Source organism: Rhodoblastus acidophilus, from assembly GCF_025961575.1.
Lineage (GTDB): Bacteria > Pseudomonadota > Alphaproteobacteria > Rhizobiales > Beijerinckiaceae > Rhodoblastus > Rhodoblastus acidophilus_C.
In genome coordinates this window covers 1-19057 of record NZ_JAOQNX010000005.1, presented here as the reverse complement: position 1 = coordinate 19057, position 19057 = coordinate 1, and the positions used below count along the sequence as shown (strand labels likewise).

The following is a 19057-nucleotide window of genomic DNA, read 5'->3' as shown; positions in this document are numbered from 1 at the left end:
AAATGAGTGGCCGTCCCGCGAGTGAACGGGTTATTCCGGGCAAGAATGCGATCTCCGTTGGCAACCCTTGCACAAAGCTCAAGAGCGGATGGGCTTGGACGCCGCTTTCCGATTTGGCCGAACTCGGAACAGGCCACACGCCGAGCCGCCAATTTCCCGAATACTGGGATGGCGATGTTCCATGGATCGGTCTGCGCGACGCCAACCGGCATCATGGCCGCGTCATCGAAGATACTGAACAGCATGTGACAGAACTCGGCTTGGCGAATTCAGCCGCGCGCTGGTTGCCAAAAGATACGGTTTGTTTGTCCAGAACCGCATCCGTCGGATACGTCGTCAAGATGGCGCGTCCGATGGCGACCAGTCAGGATTTTGTCACTTGGTCATGTGGCGATGCGCTTGACCCCGACTATTTGATGCTGGCGCTTCTGGCCGAAGGCAGTGACATCAGGCGCTTCGGGAATGGATCGACGCACACGACGATCTATTTTCCCGAGGTCAAGGCGTTTCATATCGCGCTTCCGCCTTTGCCTGAGCAACGCCGCATCGTCGCCAAACTGGATGCGCTGGACGCGAGCAGCAAACGCGCTCGCGCCGATCTCGACCGCATCCCCGCCCTCGTCGCCCGCGCCAAACAGGCGATCATGGGTGAGATCATCGCCATGGCCACAGAGGACGCCAGAAGACGGCCCTTCGGCGAACTCATGTCACACCTCACAAGTGGATCGCGGGATTGGGCGACCTATTATGATCGGGGTGAGAGCGTTTTTGTGCTGGCCGGGAACATACGACCGTTGCGGTTCGACCCGTCGCCGAAACGGTTCGTTGATCCACCTCTAGATGGACGTGATGCCCAACGGTCAAAAATTCAAAAGAACGATCTTCTTCTGACTATCGTCGGAGCGGGAACGGGCGACATCTGCTGGGTTTCAGACGAGCATGAGAATTACTTTGTATGTCAGAGTGTAGCTCTGCTTCGGCTCAGCGACCCATCAGTGGCGTCGTTCTACGCCTACTGGTTCAACAGCGAAAAACATGGTCGAGGCGACTTCAACGAAGCAATGTATGGCGCTGCCCGGCCTCATCTGAGTTTTGAGCAGATTCGCGCGTTCGAAGTTCCCATTGTGGACTCGGAGCAAGCCGGCGAAATCGTCCGCCGCATCGAATCCGCTTTCGCCAAAATCGATCGCATGGCCGCCGAGGCGGCGTCGGCCTCCAAAATCCTCGACCGGCTGGATCAGGCCCTTCTCGCCAAAGCTTTTCGCGGCGAGCTTGTGCCCCAAGACCCCGATGACGAACCCGCGTCGGTCCTGCTGGAGCGAATCAAAGCCTCACCCGTCGCCGCGCCGCGCAGGACACGCGGGCGCAATGCCGCCGCGACGGAGTAAGGCCGACCGCGCCGGTTAATCAGCACAGGGCGAGTGAAGGCGGACATGGGAAGGTCGGGCTTGGACTTAAGCGACGTCGAAACAACCCGCTTGAAGGCGGTGTGCTCGGGCGTGGAAAACGCCAAATCCTTTATGGCGGAATTGACAGATTACCACGGCGACGCGGTCGCAACTGAATATTTGATGACCGTCGAAATTGCTCGGGCGCTCCTCCGTTCGAGCTATCCGGATGTCGCGTTGGAATTTCTTGCGAACCGAGTCGAGCGACATGCCTTGATCCGCAATTTCCAGAAACCTTTCACGCTTGGAAGCAAGCGTTTTGACGTCGCCGTACTTGGATGTGGTATCCCCGAGTTTCTGGTCGAAGTGAAGATCGGCGCCAAAAAGCTAGGCGGCGAGCTGGAGAAAGACCTGAAGAAAATCTTGTCGTTTGTGAATTGCCTGAAGGACGAGTTCGCGCCTCGCCTCCTGTCGGCCTGCGTCTTTCAGGTGCACGCCAAGGCGCGAGAGACTGGCAAAGCAGAGAAGGTTTGGGCGCGTGCCCGCAGATACGAAAAGCGCATCGTCAACGACCTCGATGCCTACGCTAAGAAGCATCCCGATTTCGAGTTTGAGTTTCGCCCGCTCCAGCGAGACGACGAGGGGTTCCAGCCCGATGAGCGAACGGAAGACGTCGACGGGACTCCTATGTTGGGCCAACCGGCCCACGCCATCCGCTACCACGCGATCCTTATTCGGCGGCGGCAAGTGAATGGTCCGACGCGGCGGCCTTGGATGCGCTCTGGCGACTTCGCGCCACCTGTGCATCCTATCGACCAGCAGCAGTGACGACATTTTCCGGGGGCTGTTTCAGTGGACGAATTGGATGTCCCGGCGACGCATAGTCGATGTAGGCGTCAGCCGCGTCGGCGGCCCGGAGCAACATGCGATGAAAGAGCCCCTCAAGCAATCGCATGTCCCGAATTGCCGAAACCTCTTTGCCGGACGTGATCGGGGACCCGTGGGCGGCAGAGTTTCGCCGGCGCCATGCGGCGTCCTCATCGACCCCAAGGTCGATATCGAGTTCCCGAAGGACCGAAGCCAAAAGTTCGCGCTGAGGACGAGCATTCAGACTGTCGACCTTGCCGCCAAGAAGTCGTTTCTGTTCCTCAGTGGCGCTGGCGGCCATGATTGTGTTGCCGATGGCGGATCGCAGCGTTGTCCATTCCGCCCGACTCAAGATTGTCGTCGGAACCTTGTCTGGATTCAGTTTCATGTACGAACGCTGTAACGCTTCAATGGCGGCACCGTAGTGCGCCGGGGCAATGTGCACTGTCGCCGTTCGCGCATGCCAATAGTTCCAGCTCAAGTTGCCAAGGTCCAGATCGTCATACTTCTCGACCAGCGCATTCAACAGGCGAGTTAGCTTCTGGCGCCCGAGTTCATGAAGCCAGTTGTGATCGCTCAAATGAGCAAGGGGCAGCGTGAAAAGGTCGAAGGCCCTTTGCCCGAGGCTATAGGCGCTGCGGACACTCGCGCTCACGATCCTCCAGTCGTGATCATAGATTGTGTGGCCGGTTTCGACGAGATAACTACCAAGCGCGAATCCCAGTGCGGTCCGAATTTTCTTTCTGGTCAGGTCGTCGGGGATGCCCGCATAAACAATGATGCCGGGCCTGTTTTTGGCTTCATCGTCAGGGCGATCGAGTGAACAAGCGCATAGGTGATGGCCGGCGATCGTCACGCGGGCAGAATTGCGCGAAAATCCTTGCCGACCTTCTTGGTCGAAAAGACGCAGGCCTTTTTCCGAAAATTCGATGCCGTTTCCGGCACCCGGCTCGGTTAATGTTTCGAGCAGGTCGGGCCAGACGAAAGGTTTCGACGGCACGTTTTGGAGCCATTCAATCGTGTAAGCTGGAGCGGTGGCGGCTGCCGTCTCTACCGTAAGCAAATGGACCCGAGACGTCTCCTTGCGAACGCCAGGCCCAAAATAGTCCGTGATTATGTAGGAATGCGGCTGCACGCCAGACATCACCGCCTTAATGCCGGCATCGTTGACCAGTTCAACCTTTTCGGTGTTCAGCCGCACCGTTCCCGATGGATGTTCGACCGACGTCGACTTTGCGTCCGCGCTGGCCTCTGTCTCCAACGTCAATGAAAAATCGATGTCTCTGGCGATGGAAAATCCGCAGATTGGCGCATGTAACGGACCCGGATCAACGATACGAAACTTGCCATCGTTGATCAAATCGATGCTCGGGTCGCGGAGTTTGAACAAGAGAAAATCCGTTGGCGGCGAATCGCCCGATTAAACATTATACCATGCTATTTGCAGGGATGAGCTTTGGCAAAGCGCTGCGCGACTGTGACGCCGTCATTGGCGCTGCGAGGAAATGGAATGGCGCACAAAACCTCCCTCTCACTAGAAAATCTTGTCGCGCTCGGCACCGAAAAGCTGGCCCAAATCATTCTGGACGAGACGAAAGCCAACGCCCCCTTTCGCAAGAAGGTCAATGCGGCGCTGGCCGGTGCCAAGGGACCGGAGGCCGTGGCCGCCCTGATCGACCGCCGCCTCGCCGCGCTGGAAAAAGCGCGCGCCATGGTGGCATGGGAGAAGGAAAAAGATTTCGCCGCCGATCTCGCCGCCACGGTGGAGACCATCGCCAAAGAACTGGCGCAAGCCGCCGCTGCCATGGCGTTGGAACGCCTGCTACGCTTTGTCGACACCCACGCCAAGGTTTTTGAACGCATCGACGACTCCAGCGGGCGCATCCAGGACGTGTATTGGCGCGCGGCCAAGGCGGCGCCGGAACTGGCGCAGAAGCTGCCGGAAGGCGAACGCGCCGGCCTCGCCAAACGGCTGACCAAAAGCCTCGACCTCGACACCCATGGTCTCGGCGCCGAAATCGCCATCGCCATAGCCCCCCTGTTGCCGGGGCCGGCGCTGGCGGCATGGGACCGGGAACTGGCCAAGGCGGGGCCGGAAGATCACTTCATCAGGGTGCGGCAGGCCGTCGCCGACGCGCGCGGCGATCTGGACGCCTTTCTCATTCTGGAGGCGCAGCGGCCCGCATGGAGCCAGAACCCACTGCGCGCGGCGGAAAGACTTTTGGCGGCGGGGCGGCTTGATGAGGCGCTGGACTGGGCGCGCCGGGACCACCGGGGTGGCGTCGCCTATGCATCGAGCGCCGATGTCGCCGAGGGCAGGATCAGGCGGCTCCATGACGTCGAGAGGGTCGCCCTCGAGGCGCGCATTTTGGAAGCGCAAGGCGACAAGCCGTCGGCGCAAACGTTGCGCTGGCAAGCGTTTGCGGAGACGCTCGATCCGGCGCCGCTGCGCGACTACCTGCAAAAACTCGGCGATTTCGAGGAAGATGACGAACTGGCCCGCGCCTTCGCTCATGTGGAGGCGAGCCGCCAGCTCTATTCGGCGCTGGCCTTTTTCATCGCATGGCCGCACCTCGACCGTGCGGCGAAACTGGTGGCGGCGAAGGCCGGACAGTGGGACGGCCAGCACTACGGCGCTTTGGGACGCGCGGCCTCGGCGTTGGAAGAGAAATTTCCGCTGGCCGCAAGCGTGCTGTATCGCGCCCTGCTCGACGACATCCTCAAGCGCGGCAAGTCGCAGGCCTATGGCCACGGCGCCCGCTACCTCGCGCAACTGGAAACGCTCGCCGCCGAAATCGAGGATTGGGGCGGCATCGCGGACCACGCCGCCTATGTGACCGAGCTGCGAAAAAGCCATGGCCGGAAATACGGTTTCTGGAGCTTGACGGAAGCCAAGCCAAAACGATGACGTTGGGTAGGACCGGGAGCTTCAGGGGGGAGAGACCACTGAGCTGACTTCCGCATCAACGCCAAAAAGAGCGTCGGCAGCATCGCGGGTGGTTCGCGCAGCCAGTTGCGCCCGGGCTTCGGCCTCGACGGCTTCGCGCCCATGGACCGCAATGTCGAGCGATTCCGCCGCGATCCGCGCGCATTCCGAAGCAAAGACCACTTCGGCTTGCGCGCGGCGTTCCTCGCCGGCGCGATTGGCGCGCCGCTGTCGCTCTGCCTGGTCGTGGTCGCGCTGAAGGTTGTCGGCTTGCAGCTTGGCGTCGTCGTGTTCACCAGACGCATCGCGGAGCGCCTCACGGAGCGCTTCAAGATCAGCTTGCGCGGCCTCCAGCCGTGCGCGCGCGGCTTTTCGACTTAGAAATCCAGCCTTTTCAAAGTCCTGTCGCGCTGCGTTCCGCGCTTGCCGCGCTGCCTTTTCGCGCTGAACGGCATGACGCCATGCGTCTTCCGTTTCCTTTTCCGCTGTCCGCGCGGCAATCAAGTCTGCGGACGGCGCCGCCGGGTGACGAATATCGGCGAGCCTCCCCTCGGCGTTGGCGCGCCAGCGGCGGAATTGCGCCAAAACCTCAGCCGTGTCCGGAGGCGCAACGGGCGGTGCCTCTACCGGCTCGATCTTGGAAACCTGCGGCGGATTGACAACCTCGACGGCGATACCAGCCGACTCAAACTGGTGCCGGGCCTCGCGCAGAAAAGCTTCGTCACCCCAAATCCTAACGCCGCGCCACCCCTTCGCTTTGGCTGCTTCGACCATAATGGCGACCACGCGCGGATCGGCGCCAGAGGCAAACATTTTGTCCCCTTGGTCGCGAACCCAGCCACCACTCGTCAACTTCACAAGCCGTTCCCTTACATCGACGTAAGAGAGCGCCGCTATGAGTTCCGGCGACAGGTCAGCGCCGAAAAGGCGCCGCCATAACGCTGCTTTCGTCAGTTGAACGTCGGACGCTGTGGTGCGGCCCTTCCGTGCCCGAGCCCTCGCCACCGCGTCCGCCATCCGCAGCTCAATTAGGGCGCGCTGGCGCCGGCTGCGGGCGGCAGTAGCAGGAAGAGGAGGGTGTCGAGCTTGGCTTCGATCCGCGTTAGCGAATCGAGGACCGGCGACTCTTCCTCCGGCGTCAGCAGACCCAGAATCGTCTCCGCCGTCGCCTTCGTCTCGACCACGTCGCGCCAAATCGTTTTTCCGTGCCGGACGAGCAGCGGAGCCTCGTCTGCGGGAGTCGTCTTTTCGCTCATCGGTCTCTCCTTGCTTCGTTTTCTTCGGTCTCGCCATCTCAGCCTCCAACCGGTTGATCGCCTCTGTGCGCGCGACGCCAGCCAGCCGATCCGCCGCGCCGACCACCCGTCCATCGACGGTCTTGATTACCGGTATCGGTCTTCGGTCCCCTCGTCCGAGTCGCAAACCTGAGGCCGCCAGCGTGCCGATGAAGTCCTCGGAATCCCAAGCCGCACGAACCGCCGCGCGGGCTGCGGGCAGGTCGAGTCCTTCCCGTGCAGCGCGCTGGCGACTCGACGACGACATCGCGCTGCGCGGCATCATGCCGGTCGAGATTGAAGTCAGGGCTGTGGCGACATCCTCCCGCCCCATTTGCCCCAACTGCCGCGCTACGGCTGCCGTGCGGCGGACCCGCGTCAGCGGCTCGCCGAAATCGGCCTCGCATGTGCGCGCTATTGCCTCCAACCGCGCGAACGAGCCGCGCATGTCCAGCGCCCGACCGTCCGGGCCAACATGCGCGATAATCATGTGCCAATGAGTCGGCGCTCCACCAGCCATGGCGCGCACTTTGCCAGCATGCTCGACGGCGACCCAAGCATGAGAAACCGCTCTTAGTTCGACGAGGACGCGACGAAACGCCTCGTCCCGTTGCATGGCTGACCATAATTTCGCAGGATTGACCGTGATGTGATGAAAGCCGACGGAAGCGCGTCGCGACAACAGTGTCGATCGCCGCAGATCGTTGAAGATGTCGGCTAGAGGCAAAGTCGGATCGACATCCAAAGAAGCGACGATCCGCACCGTCTGCCCGATCCTTATGGAGAGGTGATCTGCAAGCCGGCGACAATCGCAATCCGTCCGACCGTGCCTGACAGAGGTGATAATCACAACTCACGTCAATCCCCGTTCTGCGTGATCAGAGCTTGCCGGAGCGACGCCAGTTCCCGCGCGGCCCGTCCATATGCGTAAGCCGCGTCCGCTGCGCCGAGCCGCCCGGAATTGGCAATCCGAGCAACCTGATTGAAAAGACTACCGATGCGACCGAGGTGGCCGATGGCCTTCGCCGTCTCCTGCGCAAGTGCGTCGCGTCGCGCCACCGTCGCCGACACGGGCCGGCCGGCAGCAGACATCGCGGCGCGTCTGATGAAGACGCTCGGCTCCTGCCCGCATGCGCTCGCGGCGGCGATTACGGCTCGCAGCTCTTGTTCCGACAGACGGATGGATAACGGCTTGCGGGCGAGCGACGGTCGCGCAACCCCGCCCTGATCCGACATGCTGGGGGCGTTGGAAACTTGGTGGTCCACGGAGGCGTCCTCCTGGCCAGATGGATGTGTGTAATACATCCAATTGCTGGCTTATCTAATGCTCTCAACAACTTTGAATCGTGATCAGGAAATATTCAATGCTGTCGTAATACGAAATCGAAAGAATCCATTCTAAAGCACCAATATAAAGAAGGTCGCCTCCGATTTTTCGGTGGCGACCTCTTAAGCTATTTTTCGCGACCAAGTGGAGAGGCGTCAGACGAATTCGAAGGCCATCTGCTTTTTCTGTTCTTCCGCGATGGTCAAATCGAGCGCGGGCGACTTCCGCAATAGAACACCGTATTTCCGCCCGACGCGGGCCAGCCACGATGCATGAGCCGCAGGCTTCAGCGCGATTGACAGCGTCTGGATATCCATGGCGGACGTTTGTTCCTTCGCCGCATAGATGAGACTGAGCGCCCTCCCGTTGGTGCCGACACGGAAGACTAGCCGGGTAATTTCACGCGACTGATTTTTTTCCATTGCTCCACCGCTCCGGTACGTCGCCTCGGCGCCGGCTCGCTCACGCAAGTAGAAGTTCGCCTGATTCATGTGCGCGTTGATCTGTTTAGCTATGGCTGCGATCTGCTGAGCATTTGTGACCGCGTGTCGTTTGGCTCGACCATTTACGAAACGCAATACGGTCTCGATCTGCCTTTCTGTCGCAATTTCGACAGCTCGAAGACTGTCGAGCCGGGTGCGGTGGCCGACTATGATCTTACGCAATGCGTCGGCATCGCCAACGGCGTCGCGCCCATGGCTTTCCAAATAGTTGATTTCGCGTAACGAGGCGATTGCCCCTTCTTGCGCTTCGATGTAGGCGCTCACATTGAGCGGGAGTTTTGGAAGCTCGACCTTTGCGCGGTTCATGCCTCTACTCCTTCGCTCTTCGACCACAGACCGAGGGCAGCGGCCAGTCTTTGAGCGTCATTATGGAATTTCCGCTCCGCATCGAAGCGAGAGAAAGCCCTTACAGCTTGCATCGCCAACCATTCCATCGCGAATTCCCGCATGGGCTTCGACGTGTTCTTCGCCAAGATCGTCGAGATCGCCTCCCTGGTTACAACACCAAGGGCGGCCACCTGCTCGCTGCTTTCGCGAGTGCCGTCGCCGACCTCGACCAAAGACGCGCCATCTGCGCACGACAGGACCATCAACCCGTCGCCGTTCACAGCGATTGACAATTGGTCGAAGTCGGGGTCGCCTACAAAACCGGGATTGCGACGTGTGAATACCGCCGCGGTGCCGTCGTTGGTGACGTGAGAGAAAACAAGAAAACTGTCATGCTGTTGATCAAGCATGGTAAAAGCGCTCCACGAAGGGAAATCACGCTTCATCCTCTTTCCCCCGGCTCCACAGAGCCTGCACGCGTCTTGTGACGTCGAGGGGCGGATTCACAGGCATCTACGCTCGCGTATACGCAGATCGGTCAGGACCATTCGGGGCTTTCCCGAATAGGAGTTCCTGACGGCCTAGCGTCGAGTATCAGATGCGAATCACTTTCATGCAAGGTGAGTTCTTTTTAATTTAGCGGATGTTCTTTGGCTTCGACGTTGGACTCCCCGGGGATCTGACACCTATTGTCCGAAACATGGTCAGCGCTCTCATCTCAGGATCGACCTGAGATGCAGCACAGGGCGAATCATCGGGTGCGATGATCACTGATTTCGAGCGACCATCGCCATATTTGTGCCACAATTGAATCTTGGGAAGAACATTTGTGAACATGCATATTGGAACAAATCGCCATTTTTTCCGCATTACAGAAGCAGAAGCTTTGGCGCGATGTTTTCTATGAACCACTGCCACTCGACGCATCCACCGACGATCCTCGTTGATCCCAAGCCCATGCAAAAGGCTTCAGGAGGAGCTCGTCCGCGAGCAAAAAATATATAAGCGATTGTTTTTAATGCTTCTATCGCCCTAGAATCTTGCGTCACGGCAGTGGCCGTGGCGATAAAGGAGAGCGAGTTGCAGTTCAAAAAATTCAAACAGAACGTCGGCGTGAAGAGCGTAATCTCCGCCATCGGACTTGGAGCCAAGCTTGAAGCGGCGACGTCATACGGCGACTTCAGACACAAATCGACCGACTTTAACGGCGGTGACTGGGAAGTCTTCGTCAAGCGCATTGACGAATACAGCTCCTATTGCAGTTCGGGGGAGGGCGTCCTCCTCGGTGCGTTACTTTATCGCCTCGGCTACAGCAACCTCGCCGACAAAGTCGATAACGGTCTCACTTGGCGTAACATGTCCAGCGTGTCGGGGGAATTCAGGGAAGCCGTCGTCGCCTGCATCGACCCTGACTGGTCCAAATAGCAGCCCCATCAGTTTAAGGCCCGCGGCGCCGATTGACGCCGCAGGCCTTCCCAACAATCGACGTCATCGACATGTAGTCCACGCAGCATCAACTCGCTCGTCTACCGGGGATCTAACACTTACTGTCCGGAACCATGTCGCCGACGACCGCATCCCATTGCCGCCGCACGGTCTTCTCGCTTACGGGCCGCCCCGATAGCTGGAGGAAGCCAGCGACCGACTTGGGCGTCGGCGCCTTGGCTCCGATGGCCGCCAGACCGAAATAGGCGTCGCGAATCCGGCGCCTGGTTTCTTCTGACTTCACGCACGCCGCGTGAAGCGCGCCGATCCGTTGGCGCGCGGGCAGTGGCAGGCCCTCGACCTCGGCGGCGCAGGCGCCGCGATCGACCGGGCGGCGGACCTGCGTCGGATCCCATGCTTCCGCGATATAGCCGGCAACGCGGTCGAAGACGGCAAAGGCGCGTTTCCTGTCTTCATGCGTCGATGCCGTGGCCGCGACGTCGTGGCGGCTGCGGTTCAAGAGGAGCCGCTTCAAGGCGGCGCGGTCTTCGAGCGCAGCGACATATTCTGGGTCTGCGACCTCGGCCATAGCGCGCAGCGCATCCAAGGCGAGACGCCGGAAGGCCAAGAACGCCGCGTTTGACTCCTTTGCCGACAGGCCCGAGTCGCGCCGGGCGGCGGCGCGGGACAATGTGGCGAGTTTGGCGCCGGTGTCGACGAAGCGCGCCCAGTCGGCGAGCGTGGGAAAGTCGGCTTGGTTCCAGAACACGCTGTCCCATAGGGGCGACAATGGCGATTTGCCTTTGAGCGGCAACAAGCACGCCGTCGGGTCGGCGCCAAGGTCGAGCAGGGCCGCTGTGCAGCCGCCGACCACGCCTTTGAAAAATGCGATTTGACGAGGGTTGCACCGTGGATCATTCTCATCACACCAGACGGCGGCGCCATGAGGCAGCAGCCACCAGAGATGGGGATGGCTGACCCGGCCACTCGCGGAGCAACACCGTCCGACAGCTGCATGGGGAAGGCAAGGAAGCCGATGCTCCACGACGAGCGTCTCAATGGCTTCCTTGAGTCCTTCCCAAGACTTAAAATCGCAATCCAGGTCAATGCGCCAGCCGATGCGCATGGTGCGGTTGAGCTCGAAGTAAGCCTCGTCAAGACCGAGAATCTTGGCGTCCGCCTTGAGCAGCCTTCCTTTTATTCCCCGCGCCCGTAAAAGCTAGGATCCTATCTGCATTCGGATCGGTGGCCGCAGGCGACATCGAGCAGGCCGTGCGACACATGCAAGCGCTCTCCGAACTGGCAGAAGGGGGCGTGGAGGCCGCGCGGGATGTGTTCACCCGTGCATTTTGCGTCGTCTGTTCGTGGCCGTCTGCGGCGCTGCGACAGGTGATGTCCGACATACTGGTGCCTACCTCGGACGGAAATTGGCGGTCAGCGCGGGAGGTTGCGGGCGGCGTCAGCGGGATTGCCGCCTCGCATCGACTGGCACGGGAATTGGAGGCATTCTGGCCGGCGAGCTCGTCCGATGATCGGATATCTGACGTTGCGCCGGACAGCGGAATGTCTTGCAATTCGGCGGCTCAATCACGCACGCTTTTGCAACTGGAACGAGACTGTGCAACCTCTCTGAAGAAAGTTTTGTCGCGCGCAAAGTCCGAGGTGCCGCCCGAACTCCTGGCTCTGCTCGTCGGCATCGTCCGGCAGACCGAAAGCTTCCGGGCGCTTGTTTCCAAGGAACTCGCGTTACCTGAGGCTGCCACGGATCGAATTTGGAGACGCATTCGGGACGAAATTGATAACGCGTTCAGCCCTCAATTTCCGGGCCATAGCCTCTACAACATACGCCAAAAAACGTTGCTCAAATTCGAGCTCGCGCAACCGCGCCATGTCGACGTGCTCGCGCTCACGGGCGAACGCGTCCAACTGCCCGCTGGATCTCTTGAACCTTTGCTGATCATTGGGGATGGGCACCGGCCCCGCAGGACTGTCGATTTGGAGGGTAGAGATCACTGGCTACGGACTGTGATGGTCGCCGATGTCGCCCAACCGGTCGAAGCCGAACAAATCCAAAAGCTGATCCGGACCTTGGCTGTCGAATGTTATGGGTATCAGTCGCAGTGTGTCGAGATGCTGGATGATCTGGTCAGAGAATGCACGCGCGTCGAACAGACCACCGTCGACGACGCCTGTGCGCGGCTGGAGGATCGCTTTCCTCAAATTCTTGACGAACTGAAACCAACGCCTGGCACAGCGCTGCGCCGCGCGCTGGACGAGTACAAACGTAGTGAGGGCGCTATCCCTCCTGGAAATGAGCGGACGAAGCGCCTTCCTGAGCTGAAAAGAAATCTCTGGACAGCTGTCCAGCAGCAGCAGCAGCCGGCGAGCGAGCTTCTTTACACCATTCGCGAAAAAATCGAGCAGTTTGGCTACAGCCCCGACCGGGTTCTCTTCGAGCTTTTCCAAAACGCCGACGATGCAGCCGTCCAGCATCCTCCGCCCGATAAGGCGTGGTTCCGGTTAGAGTCGTTAGACCGTGGTCTACGCGTCCTGCATTGGGGTCGTCCCGTCAATCACCCTGGGGAAGATGCCGAGTTTGGCCAGCGCGAGGGCTGGCACCACGATCTTTTCAACATGCTGCTTATGAACCTTTCGGATAAGCGCGAGGGGGTAACGGGGCGCTTCGGCTTAGGCTTCAAGAGCGTGCATTTGCTTTCGGAGGATGTCGGGATCGCAAGCGGGTTTGTAGCCTGTCGGGTGCACGGCGGTATGTTGCCGGGCGTCTGGGATGCCGGCCGGCGTATCTCGCTTGACTTCATCCAAGATGGGAGGCGGGCTACGGTCATCGACATTCCGGTCGAGCCTGGTCGCGAAGGGCATGCGGAGAACGCGGTCACGGCGTTCCAGCAGGCAGCACGGTGGTTGCCGGCGATGAGCCGTTGCATTCGCAAGATTGAATTGTCCGGGCCAGAATCGCGCGTTTGGACCGCGCGCTTCGAGGCGACGGGGGCGCCGGGGATTAGCGTTGTGGTGCTAGGAGGAGCGGAGCCAGGGCGGGGGCTGGCGCTCGAACTCGGCGAAGAGACAACTTTTTTCATGCCTCTCTCAGCCGATGGACCGAGGCCTGCCGAAGCAAGGTTACCGAATCTCTGGCTGCTGGCGCCGCTCGCGGAAAGCCTCGCCTCGGGCTGGCTGATGAATGCTCGCCAGTTCCGCGTTGATCCAGGCCGCGGTTCGCTCGCGCGGAGCGTAGATGAGCCCGAGGCCACGTTCGAACGAATTGGCGCCAGCCTCGGCGCGCGATTGTGCGAGCTTCACGACCTGATTGCTCGCGACTGGGCGATTTTTGCTGCTTTGGCGGGACTGGCCGATACTTCATCGAAAACCGGGCCGGCGACTTTTTGGCGGCGGTTGGCTGATCTGTTTGCGATGGATTTCGATGATCCCATCGCGCGTCATCTCCATGGTCCGGACCGAGGCTTTGGACGGTTGGTGGGAGATTGTCCAGTCCTGCCGACCGGCCTGCCAAAACCTTTCCATTCTTTCCTGCGCGCACGCCCGGCACGTCGCGAGCGGCGCCCTCGTTAATCCAGCAATCTTGGCCGACCTAAATGACTGGCTGGCGTTAGCTGATATAGCAGATAGCACTGTTTCATCGGATGCGGCATTGCAATTATCGGCCCTGGGTTTCGTCACGCCATCCGCCTTGACGCTCGCAACGTTGGTCACGAGGGAGCTGCGCGATGACAGTCGGATCACACCGGAGCGGGCCGGACAAATGGGGCGAATTCTAAACCGCGAGAGGGTGAGCCAGCTCCCATGGGGAGAGCAGCAGGCGGTGCTAGATGCCATCAGCAAAGGGCGTTTCCAAATGGCTGACGGCTCCTGGCGAGAGGCGCGGTTGCCGTCCCGTGCATCGGCGGATGTGTCCGACGAAGAAGCGCTGATCCTGGCCTTTGCGCCCGACGCTGCAATGGCCGACTCTGAGTATGCGGACTCGGCTCTTGCTTTATACCGGCTCGCACGGGAACGCAGCGGCTTTCAGCAGACAGCTGGGACGTTTGCTGAATGGGCGTCGCTTATGAGCGACCCGGAAAAGCAAGCGGCCATGTTGAACTACGTGCAGAAGGGCGCACAAGGGCCGGCTTTGGGCGATACTTTGGCGCGGAATCGTCCAAACTGGTTGCCTGAGCGATCGGACGAGTTGCGCTCCAGCCCGCTTGTAGCAAGGATTGCGCCCGACGACCTCCCGACCCTGCTTGGACGCCTTTACCCCGAGGAACAGCGGAAACGCTGGTCCATCACGTTTGAGCAAGAAAATGACGATCACGAAGAGCCTCGGACTATGGACGGGCGGGTAGACCCGGCAACCTTTTTCGAGCGGCTGCACGACTGGTGGAAAAAAGAGGCTCGCAAGGAACGCGTCCAATCAGATCGTGATGCTTACCCAGAAGACTTCCATCCCCGACTGCTTACGGATCAATCGGGTGATGATGAGCGCATTGGCTGGTTCACCTTTTTTGCTTTGGGCATTTTCCGTACGATCGGACGCTCTGACGACCAGCAGCACCGCAACTTCATTGCGGCCGCCGTTCGCGATGGCTGGTGGGCCGAAATGGCGTCCGCGCAGCTACCCGACAGCCCGGAGCCCTGGGTCCGGCGACTTGAAGACTTTGCGCAGGCTGACGCCTGGCGGATAGAGTTTCCTCAGTGGCGGCGCGCACTTGTCGATCTTTACGTCGTCGCACGCTGGCTACCGGAGTACATAGATCTCGCACTGACACTGCCAGCCATCGTGCGAAAACATGGTTCCATCACCCTGTCGGATGTGTGGCGACCGAGCGCCTCGCCGCTGTGGCAGCGGCGCGGCCTTGAAGGCGCGCCTCTTACCCAAAGCCTGGGCCTTGGCGCAAACTGGTTGGTGCGCGAAGCGGTGCGTCATAACGTCTGGTCAGTTGAAGACTCGACCATCATGCGTCCCTATGGCTGGGCCAGCACGGCGCGCGTGCGCTCGCTCTTCGCCAACAATCTCGGCATCGATCTCGGGCCTGAGGCAAACATGGATCTCAGCCCAGAGATTTACGCCCAAGTTGAAGCCCATATCGGCGATCGCGCCATTTTCCTTGGCGATCTCGATCTACCGTTGCAGATCGTTGCGCACGGTCGCCGCGTCGAAGTGCTGCAAGCACTCCTGCATGGGCCCACGCCGTTCGACTTCGACAACAATACGTCAACCGATGACGATGAGGATTGGGCCTCATGACAAAATTTACGGCTGATCAGTGCGTCCGCCATCCGCAGCACGGCGAAGGCCGCGTCGTTGCGGATCTCGGCGCTACGGTCGTTGTCCGGTTCGGAATGGCCATCGAGCAGGTGGAGGCCGCCGAACTGTCGCGCGTGCGTTCACTCATGGACGCGCTCGCGAATGGACGTTTTGACGAGGCTCTCGCTACGCTGACCCGCGCACAGGCGCTCGCAATTCGCTCGGTGAATGACCAGTGGGGCGTATTTTCGCGTTCCCGGGTGCAGCTTCTACCTCATCAGCTTTGGGTTTGCCGGCAGGTCACGCGCACTTGGCCCACGCGGTGGCTCGTGGCCGACGATGTAGGTCTCGGCAAAACCATAGAGGCCGGACTGATCGTGGAGCCGCTCCTGTCGTCGGGCCGGGTTAGACGGCTGCTCGTCCTAACGCCAGCCCGTCTGGTCGGGCAATGGCGGGCGCGGCTCAAGACCATGTTCGACATCCGACTGCAGGAATACGCCGCGGATCTGGATCGCGGTCGCATCAACTTCTGGGAGACGTCGCAGCAAGTGGTGGCCTCGTTCCACACGCTTCGCATGAAGAGCGCCAAGGAGAGGCTTCTAACGGCCGAACCGTGGGATCTGATCATCGTTGATGAGGCGCACCATTTCCAGGCTCAGGAGAGAGCCACGACGCTTACATTTTCGTTGCTCCAGGCGCTCGAGGACGCCGGAAAGGTTAGATCCCTAGTGCTGTTCACGGGCACGCCACACCGGGGGAAGGACTACGGCTTCATGGCCCTTATGAAGCTCGTAAGGCCAGACCTCTTTGATCCGGAGCGCGAAATTGGAGCCCAGTTGCCGGATCTTCATAAGGCCATGATTCGCAACAACAAGGCTTTGGTAACGGACCTTCAAGGAAATAAGCTGTTTCGTCCCGTCGCCACCGAGACTGTCGACTACGGCTATTCGACCGCCGAGGCCGCATTCTACGAGACGATGAGCAATTTTATCATCGACGGCCGGGCATATGCATTGAGCCTCACTGGGCGGCAACAGACGGCAAGAATGCTGCTTCTCATTGCGCTCCAGAAGCTAGCAGCTAGTTCCATCGCGGCAATTGGAGCTGCTCTAGAACGCCGCCGGGCGATGCTGGCGCGACGGTTGTCGGATGTGACGCCCCCCGACGAAATCGAGCCTGAGACTTTGGACGAAGCTGCAGAGGCTGAAGAGAGCCGTCCGGATCAGATCGCGCTAATGCTCATGAAGGACGAGATCGAGCGCCTTGGCGAGATCCTGGAGCTGGCTCGGAAGGTCGTACAGGAAACCAAGGTTGCGCGCCTTGTCGACCTGATCGAAACCCGTCTTTCTGCGGCTGAGCCCGTCCTGCTTTTCACTGAGTACAAAGCGACGCAGTCCCTCGTGTTCTCGTCCATCGAGAAACGTTTCGGGCCCGGCTGCGTGGGCTTTATCAACGGCGATGAAAAACTGATCGTCGCTGGCGAAGCGAAACAAGATCGTATTTTGCAGTGCCCTCGCGACAAGGCCGCTGCAGATTTCAACGCTGGCCGAACCCGCTTTCTCATCTCCACCGAAGCCGGCGGCGAAGGAATCGACCTTCAGGAGCGCTGTGCGACCCTCGTACATGTCGATCTCCCATGGAACCCTATGCGCCTGCACCAGCGCGTTGGACGATTGAACCGCTATGGCCAAAAGCGGGCGGTACAGGTGTTTCTTCTGCGAAACCCAGAGACTGTCGAGGCGAGGATTTGGGCGCTGCTGCAGGAAAAGCTGACTCGCATCCAGGCAGCGCTCTCAGCGTCCATGGAAGAGGCAGAGGACATCTCCCAATTGGTGATTGGTATGACGAGCAGCGGGTTTTTCGACGAACTTTTCGCCGAAGGGCTCAGGCGTCCGTCGGACCGATTATCCGATTGGTTCAATGCAAAAACAGCTCAGTTTGGGGGAACGGATGCGGTCGAAGCCGTGCGCGCCCTAGTTGGAAACGTTGCTCGTTACGATTTTCAATCGGCAAGCGCCGAGATCCCCAAGCTCGATCTGCCGGCTCTCGAGCCCTTTTTTCGGCAAGCGATGCTGCTGGCCAACCGTCGCGTCACGCGGTCCGAAACGGGCTTGTCGGTGGCAACGCCGGAAAGCTGGCGTGGAAGCCCCGATCTGAAAAAACGATACGACGGACTCGTCTTAGAGCGCGCACTACCGTCGGACCAAGCGATGGTCAAACTGCTGGGTATCGGGCATCCACTGATGGATCGCGCGCTTGCCGAGAGCAGTGAGCGGGAAGCACTCTTCGCGCGGGTCAAAGGCCTTGCGGGGCCGCTCCTCATTGCTCTGTCGGAAGATGAGATTACGGGTACCGGCGCGACGGTTCACCGCGTGGTTCTTGGCCTCGGAGGCTCACCCGAAAGTGGCGTCTTCTGCCTACGAGATTGGGAGTTGCTGTCAAACCTCAACGAGCTTCAAACCTCGTCGGAGGCGGCTTCCGGTGCATCGCTCGATGAGGTCGCAAGCATTCGGTATCTTGTCGATAATCTCTTCACAACGGCTTCTAAATTGGCGCTGCCCTTTCGGCGCCCGCGGTTCACACCGATGATGGCAATGCTCCCATGGTGCTGATGTGTGCTTCCGGCGACTACCGCCGCAAAGGCCGTATGTGTGTGTCACGAGCCGGGTCGCATTCGCGAGCCATTTTGGTGGCTTCCAAAGGGGATGAAATGTGACGCTTGACTTGTGCCCCGAGGTGTGACCCACTGGCGCTAGAGCGTGACCTGAAAGCCTAGAGAAATCAAGGAAAGCAGGGACTTGGCGGAGTATCCCTCCCTCTCCGCCATCCGTTTTCTAAGATACTGAAATCAGAGAATTTCCGCACTAGCGGATTTTCGGCCCCGCTTCAGGCGTCGAGGCGCGTGAGGCGCCGTCACGCCCGGTCCCGGCCGAGTTCGGCGTCGAGGGCTACGTTTTCCGGTACGAAAGGCATTTCGTGTTTTGGCGCGATCCTGCATGAGCGCATGCGCCAGATCGACCGTTTCCACGATGATTTCGGATTGTGACGCAACAGGTCGGTGAAAATCTGCGCGCTGTGTTTTGACCTCAATCGGTCGCGCCAATCTCATGATGCCACCAATATACGCCCGCAGCTTTGGCGCCCGCTTGCGTCGCACGGAATTTGCCAGTGTGGCGGCGTTCCAGCCAGCCACGCGAGGCGCAGATCGCCAGCTGCGATTCGGCCTCATCAAGCGGAACCAAAAACTCTTGCGCGATCGAACCCGCTTCAATTTCACGAGGAAACGCTCGAACTGAAGCCGCCACTATCCTCCGCAACTGACCTAAAACCAACGAGTTATTGCATTGATCTTCCAAGGACACTCCTCACCGCTCACAAAAGCTGCCTGACGTGCAAGTTCCGGCGCCCGTGCATGGGCTGTCCGGTTGTAGTCTGTTTGCGGGCTGAGTCTTTGATTTAACTTAAAAGGCCCCGAGCGGCGCCGGATTGGGTCGAGGTTGACCGAGACAGCGACTCCCCCAAGCGAGTTGAGATCGTCGCTTATGCAGCCGATCGCGCCGCCCAAGCGCGACTGTCGCGCAGGCGCCCGCGTAATTGCGATGCAAATTCACTCCGCGGGCGCTCCATGCTCAGCCACGATCTCTCGAGACTGAGAGGACGACAGCCGCGCCTCCAGGCTCCGGACCAGGACGTAGAACACCGGTGTGAGGAACAGGCCGAACAGGGTCACGCCCAGCATGCCGAAGAACACCGCCAC

The 19057-nt window shown here is 60.1% G+C and carries 15 protein-coding genes; 7 read left to right on the top strand and 8 right to left on the bottom strand.

The features are described from left to right. The first annotated feature begins 2 nt into the window (after positions 1 to 2). Both M2320_RS04615 and M2320_RS04610 read left to right on the top strand, forming a co-directional pair. The gene (locus M2320_RS04615) at positions 3 to 1388 is read left to right on the top strand and encodes a restriction endonuclease subunit S (RefSeq protein WP_264596267.1); all 1386 of its coding nucleotides are present in this window, start codon (positions 3 to 5) and stop codon (positions 1386 to 1388) included. Positions 1389 to 1448: 60 nt separating this feature from the next. Next, positions 1449 to 2216 (top strand): hypothetical protein, encoded by a 768-nt coding sequence (locus tag M2320_RS04610; RefSeq protein ID WP_264596266.1) that lies wholly within the window; start codon positions 1449 to 1451, stop codon positions 2214 to 2216. Here M2320_RS04610 and M2320_RS04605 read toward each other — a convergent pair. Beyond that, positions 2197 to 3645 (bottom strand): hypothetical protein, encoded by a 1449-nt coding sequence (locus tag M2320_RS04605; protein WP_264596265.1) that lies wholly within the window; start codon positions 3643 to 3645, stop codon positions 2197 to 2199. The genes M2320_RS04610 and M2320_RS04605 overlap by 20 nt on opposite strands. A 120-nt stretch (positions 3646 to 3765) precedes the next feature. Here M2320_RS04605 and M2320_RS04600 point away from each other — a divergent pair, with 120 nt between their 5' ends. Next, positions 3766 to 5163 (top strand): DUF6880 family protein, encoded by a 1398-nt coding sequence (locus M2320_RS04600; protein ID WP_264596264.1) that lies wholly within the window; start codon positions 3766 to 3768, stop codon positions 5161 to 5163. A 21-nt stretch (positions 5164 to 5184) separates the two neighbouring features. Here M2320_RS04600 and M2320_RS04595 read toward each other — a convergent pair whose 3' ends face one another. From M2320_RS04595 to M2320_RS04575, 5 genes are all read right to left on the bottom strand, one after another. Then, the gene (locus tag M2320_RS04595; protein ID WP_264596263.1) at positions 5185 to 6198 is read right to left on the bottom strand and encodes an LPD7 domain-containing protein; all 1014 of its coding nucleotides are present in this window, start codon (positions 6196 to 6198) and stop codon (positions 5185 to 5187) included. A gap of 11 nt (positions 6199 to 6209) precedes the next feature. Further along, the gene (locus M2320_RS04590) at positions 6210 to 6437 is read right to left on the bottom strand and encodes a hypothetical protein (RefSeq protein WP_264596262.1); all 228 of its coding nucleotides are present in this window, start codon (positions 6435 to 6437) and stop codon (positions 6210 to 6212) included. 876 nt (positions 6438 to 7313) lie between these two features. Further along, positions 7314 to 7721, bottom strand: coding sequence for a plasmid mobilization protein (locus M2320_RS04585; RefSeq protein WP_264596261.1), 408 nt, complete (start codon positions 7719 to 7721; stop codon positions 7314 to 7316). A gap of 216 nt (positions 7722 to 7937) precedes the next feature. Continuing rightward, a complete protein-coding gene (locus M2320_RS04580) occupies positions 7938 to 8591 on the bottom strand; it encodes a hypothetical protein (protein WP_264596260.1) in 654 nt (217 codons plus the stop codon). Then, positions 8588 to 9058, bottom strand: a complete 471-nt coding sequence (locus tag M2320_RS04575) for a hypothetical protein (RefSeq protein WP_264596259.1) — start codon at positions 9056 to 9058, stop codon at positions 8588 to 8590. The genes M2320_RS04580 and M2320_RS04575 overlap by 4 nt, the downstream gene beginning before the upstream one ends. Before the next feature lie 634 nt (positions 9059 to 9692). On the opposite strand from M2320_RS04575, the gene M2320_RS04570 reads away from it, so the two are divergent. Further along, entirely contained in the window at positions 9693 to 10037 is a 345-nt protein-coding gene (locus M2320_RS04570; RefSeq protein WP_264596258.1) for a hypothetical protein, read from the top strand. A gap of 112 nt (positions 10038 to 10149) precedes the next feature. Here the strand turns inward: M2320_RS04570 and M2320_RS04565 are convergent, their stop codons facing one another. Further along, the gene (locus tag M2320_RS04565; protein ID WP_264596257.1) at positions 10150 to 11163 is read right to left on the bottom strand and encodes a hypothetical protein; all 1014 of its coding nucleotides are present in this window, start codon (positions 11161 to 11163) and stop codon (positions 10150 to 10152) included. Positions 11164 to 11282: 119 nt separating this feature from the next. Here M2320_RS04565 and M2320_RS04560 point away from each other — a divergent pair, with 119 nt between their 5' ends. The 3 genes from M2320_RS04560 (at position 11283) to M2320_RS04550 (ending at position 17912) form a co-directional block, all read left to right on the top strand. Continuing rightward, complete coding sequence (locus M2320_RS04560) at positions 11283 to 13625, top strand: hypothetical protein (RefSeq protein WP_264596256.1); 2343 nt, start codon at positions 11283 to 11285, stop codon at positions 13623 to 13625. A 79-nt stretch (positions 13626 to 13704) separates the two neighbouring features. Further along, positions 13705 to 15300, top strand: coding sequence for a hypothetical protein (locus tag M2320_RS04555; RefSeq protein WP_264596255.1), 1596 nt, complete (start codon positions 13705 to 13707; stop codon positions 15298 to 15300). Next, complete coding sequence (locus M2320_RS04550; protein WP_264596254.1) at positions 15297 to 17912, top strand: DEAD/DEAH box helicase; 2616 nt, start codon at positions 15297 to 15299, stop codon at positions 17910 to 17912. Before M2320_RS04555 ends, M2320_RS04550 begins: the two co-directional genes overlap by 4 nt. A gap of 474 nt (positions 17913 to 18386) precedes the next feature. Here the strand turns inward: M2320_RS04550 and M2320_RS04545 are convergent, their stop codons facing one another. Beyond that, positions 18387 to 18656: a hypothetical protein gene (locus M2320_RS04545; protein ID WP_264596253.1), complete on the bottom strand. Its 270-nt coding sequence runs from the start codon at positions 18654 to 18656 to the stop codon at positions 18387 to 18389. Between the last annotated feature and the right edge of the window lie 401 nt (positions 18657 to 19057).

Bases quoted from the DNA above. Each gene is read 5' to 3' on its own strand.
- M2320_RS04615 (WP_264596267.1), top strand. From the start codon at position 3: ATGAGTGGCCGTCCCGCGAGTGAACGGGTTATTCCGGGCAAGAATGCG.
- M2320_RS04600 (WP_264596264.1), top strand. From the start codon at position 3,766: ATGGCGCACAAAACCTCCCTCTCACTAGAAAATCTTGTCGCGCTCGGC.
- M2320_RS04595 (WP_264596263.1), bottom strand. From the start codon at position 6,198: ATGGCGGACGCGGTGGCGAGGGCTCGGGCACGGAAGGGCCGCACCACA.
- M2320_RS04590 (WP_264596262.1), bottom strand. From the start codon at position 6,437: ATGAGCGAAAAGACGACTCCCGCAGACGAGGCTCCGCTGCTCGTCCGG.
- M2320_RS04580 (WP_264596260.1), bottom strand. From the start codon at position 8,591: ATGAACCGCGCAAAGGTCGAGCTTCCAAAACTCCCGCTCAATGTGAGC.
- M2320_RS04575 (WP_264596259.1), bottom strand. From the start codon at position 9,058: ATGAAGCGTGATTTCCCTTCGTGGAGCGCTTTTACCATGCTTGATCAA.
- M2320_RS04565 (WP_264596257.1), bottom strand. From the start codon at position 11,163: ATGCGCATCGGCTGGCGCATTGACCTGGATTGCGATTTTAAGTCTTGG.
- M2320_RS04550 (WP_264596254.1), top strand. From the start codon at position 15,297: ATGACAAAATTTACGGCTGATCAGTGCGTCCGCCATCCGCAGCACGGC.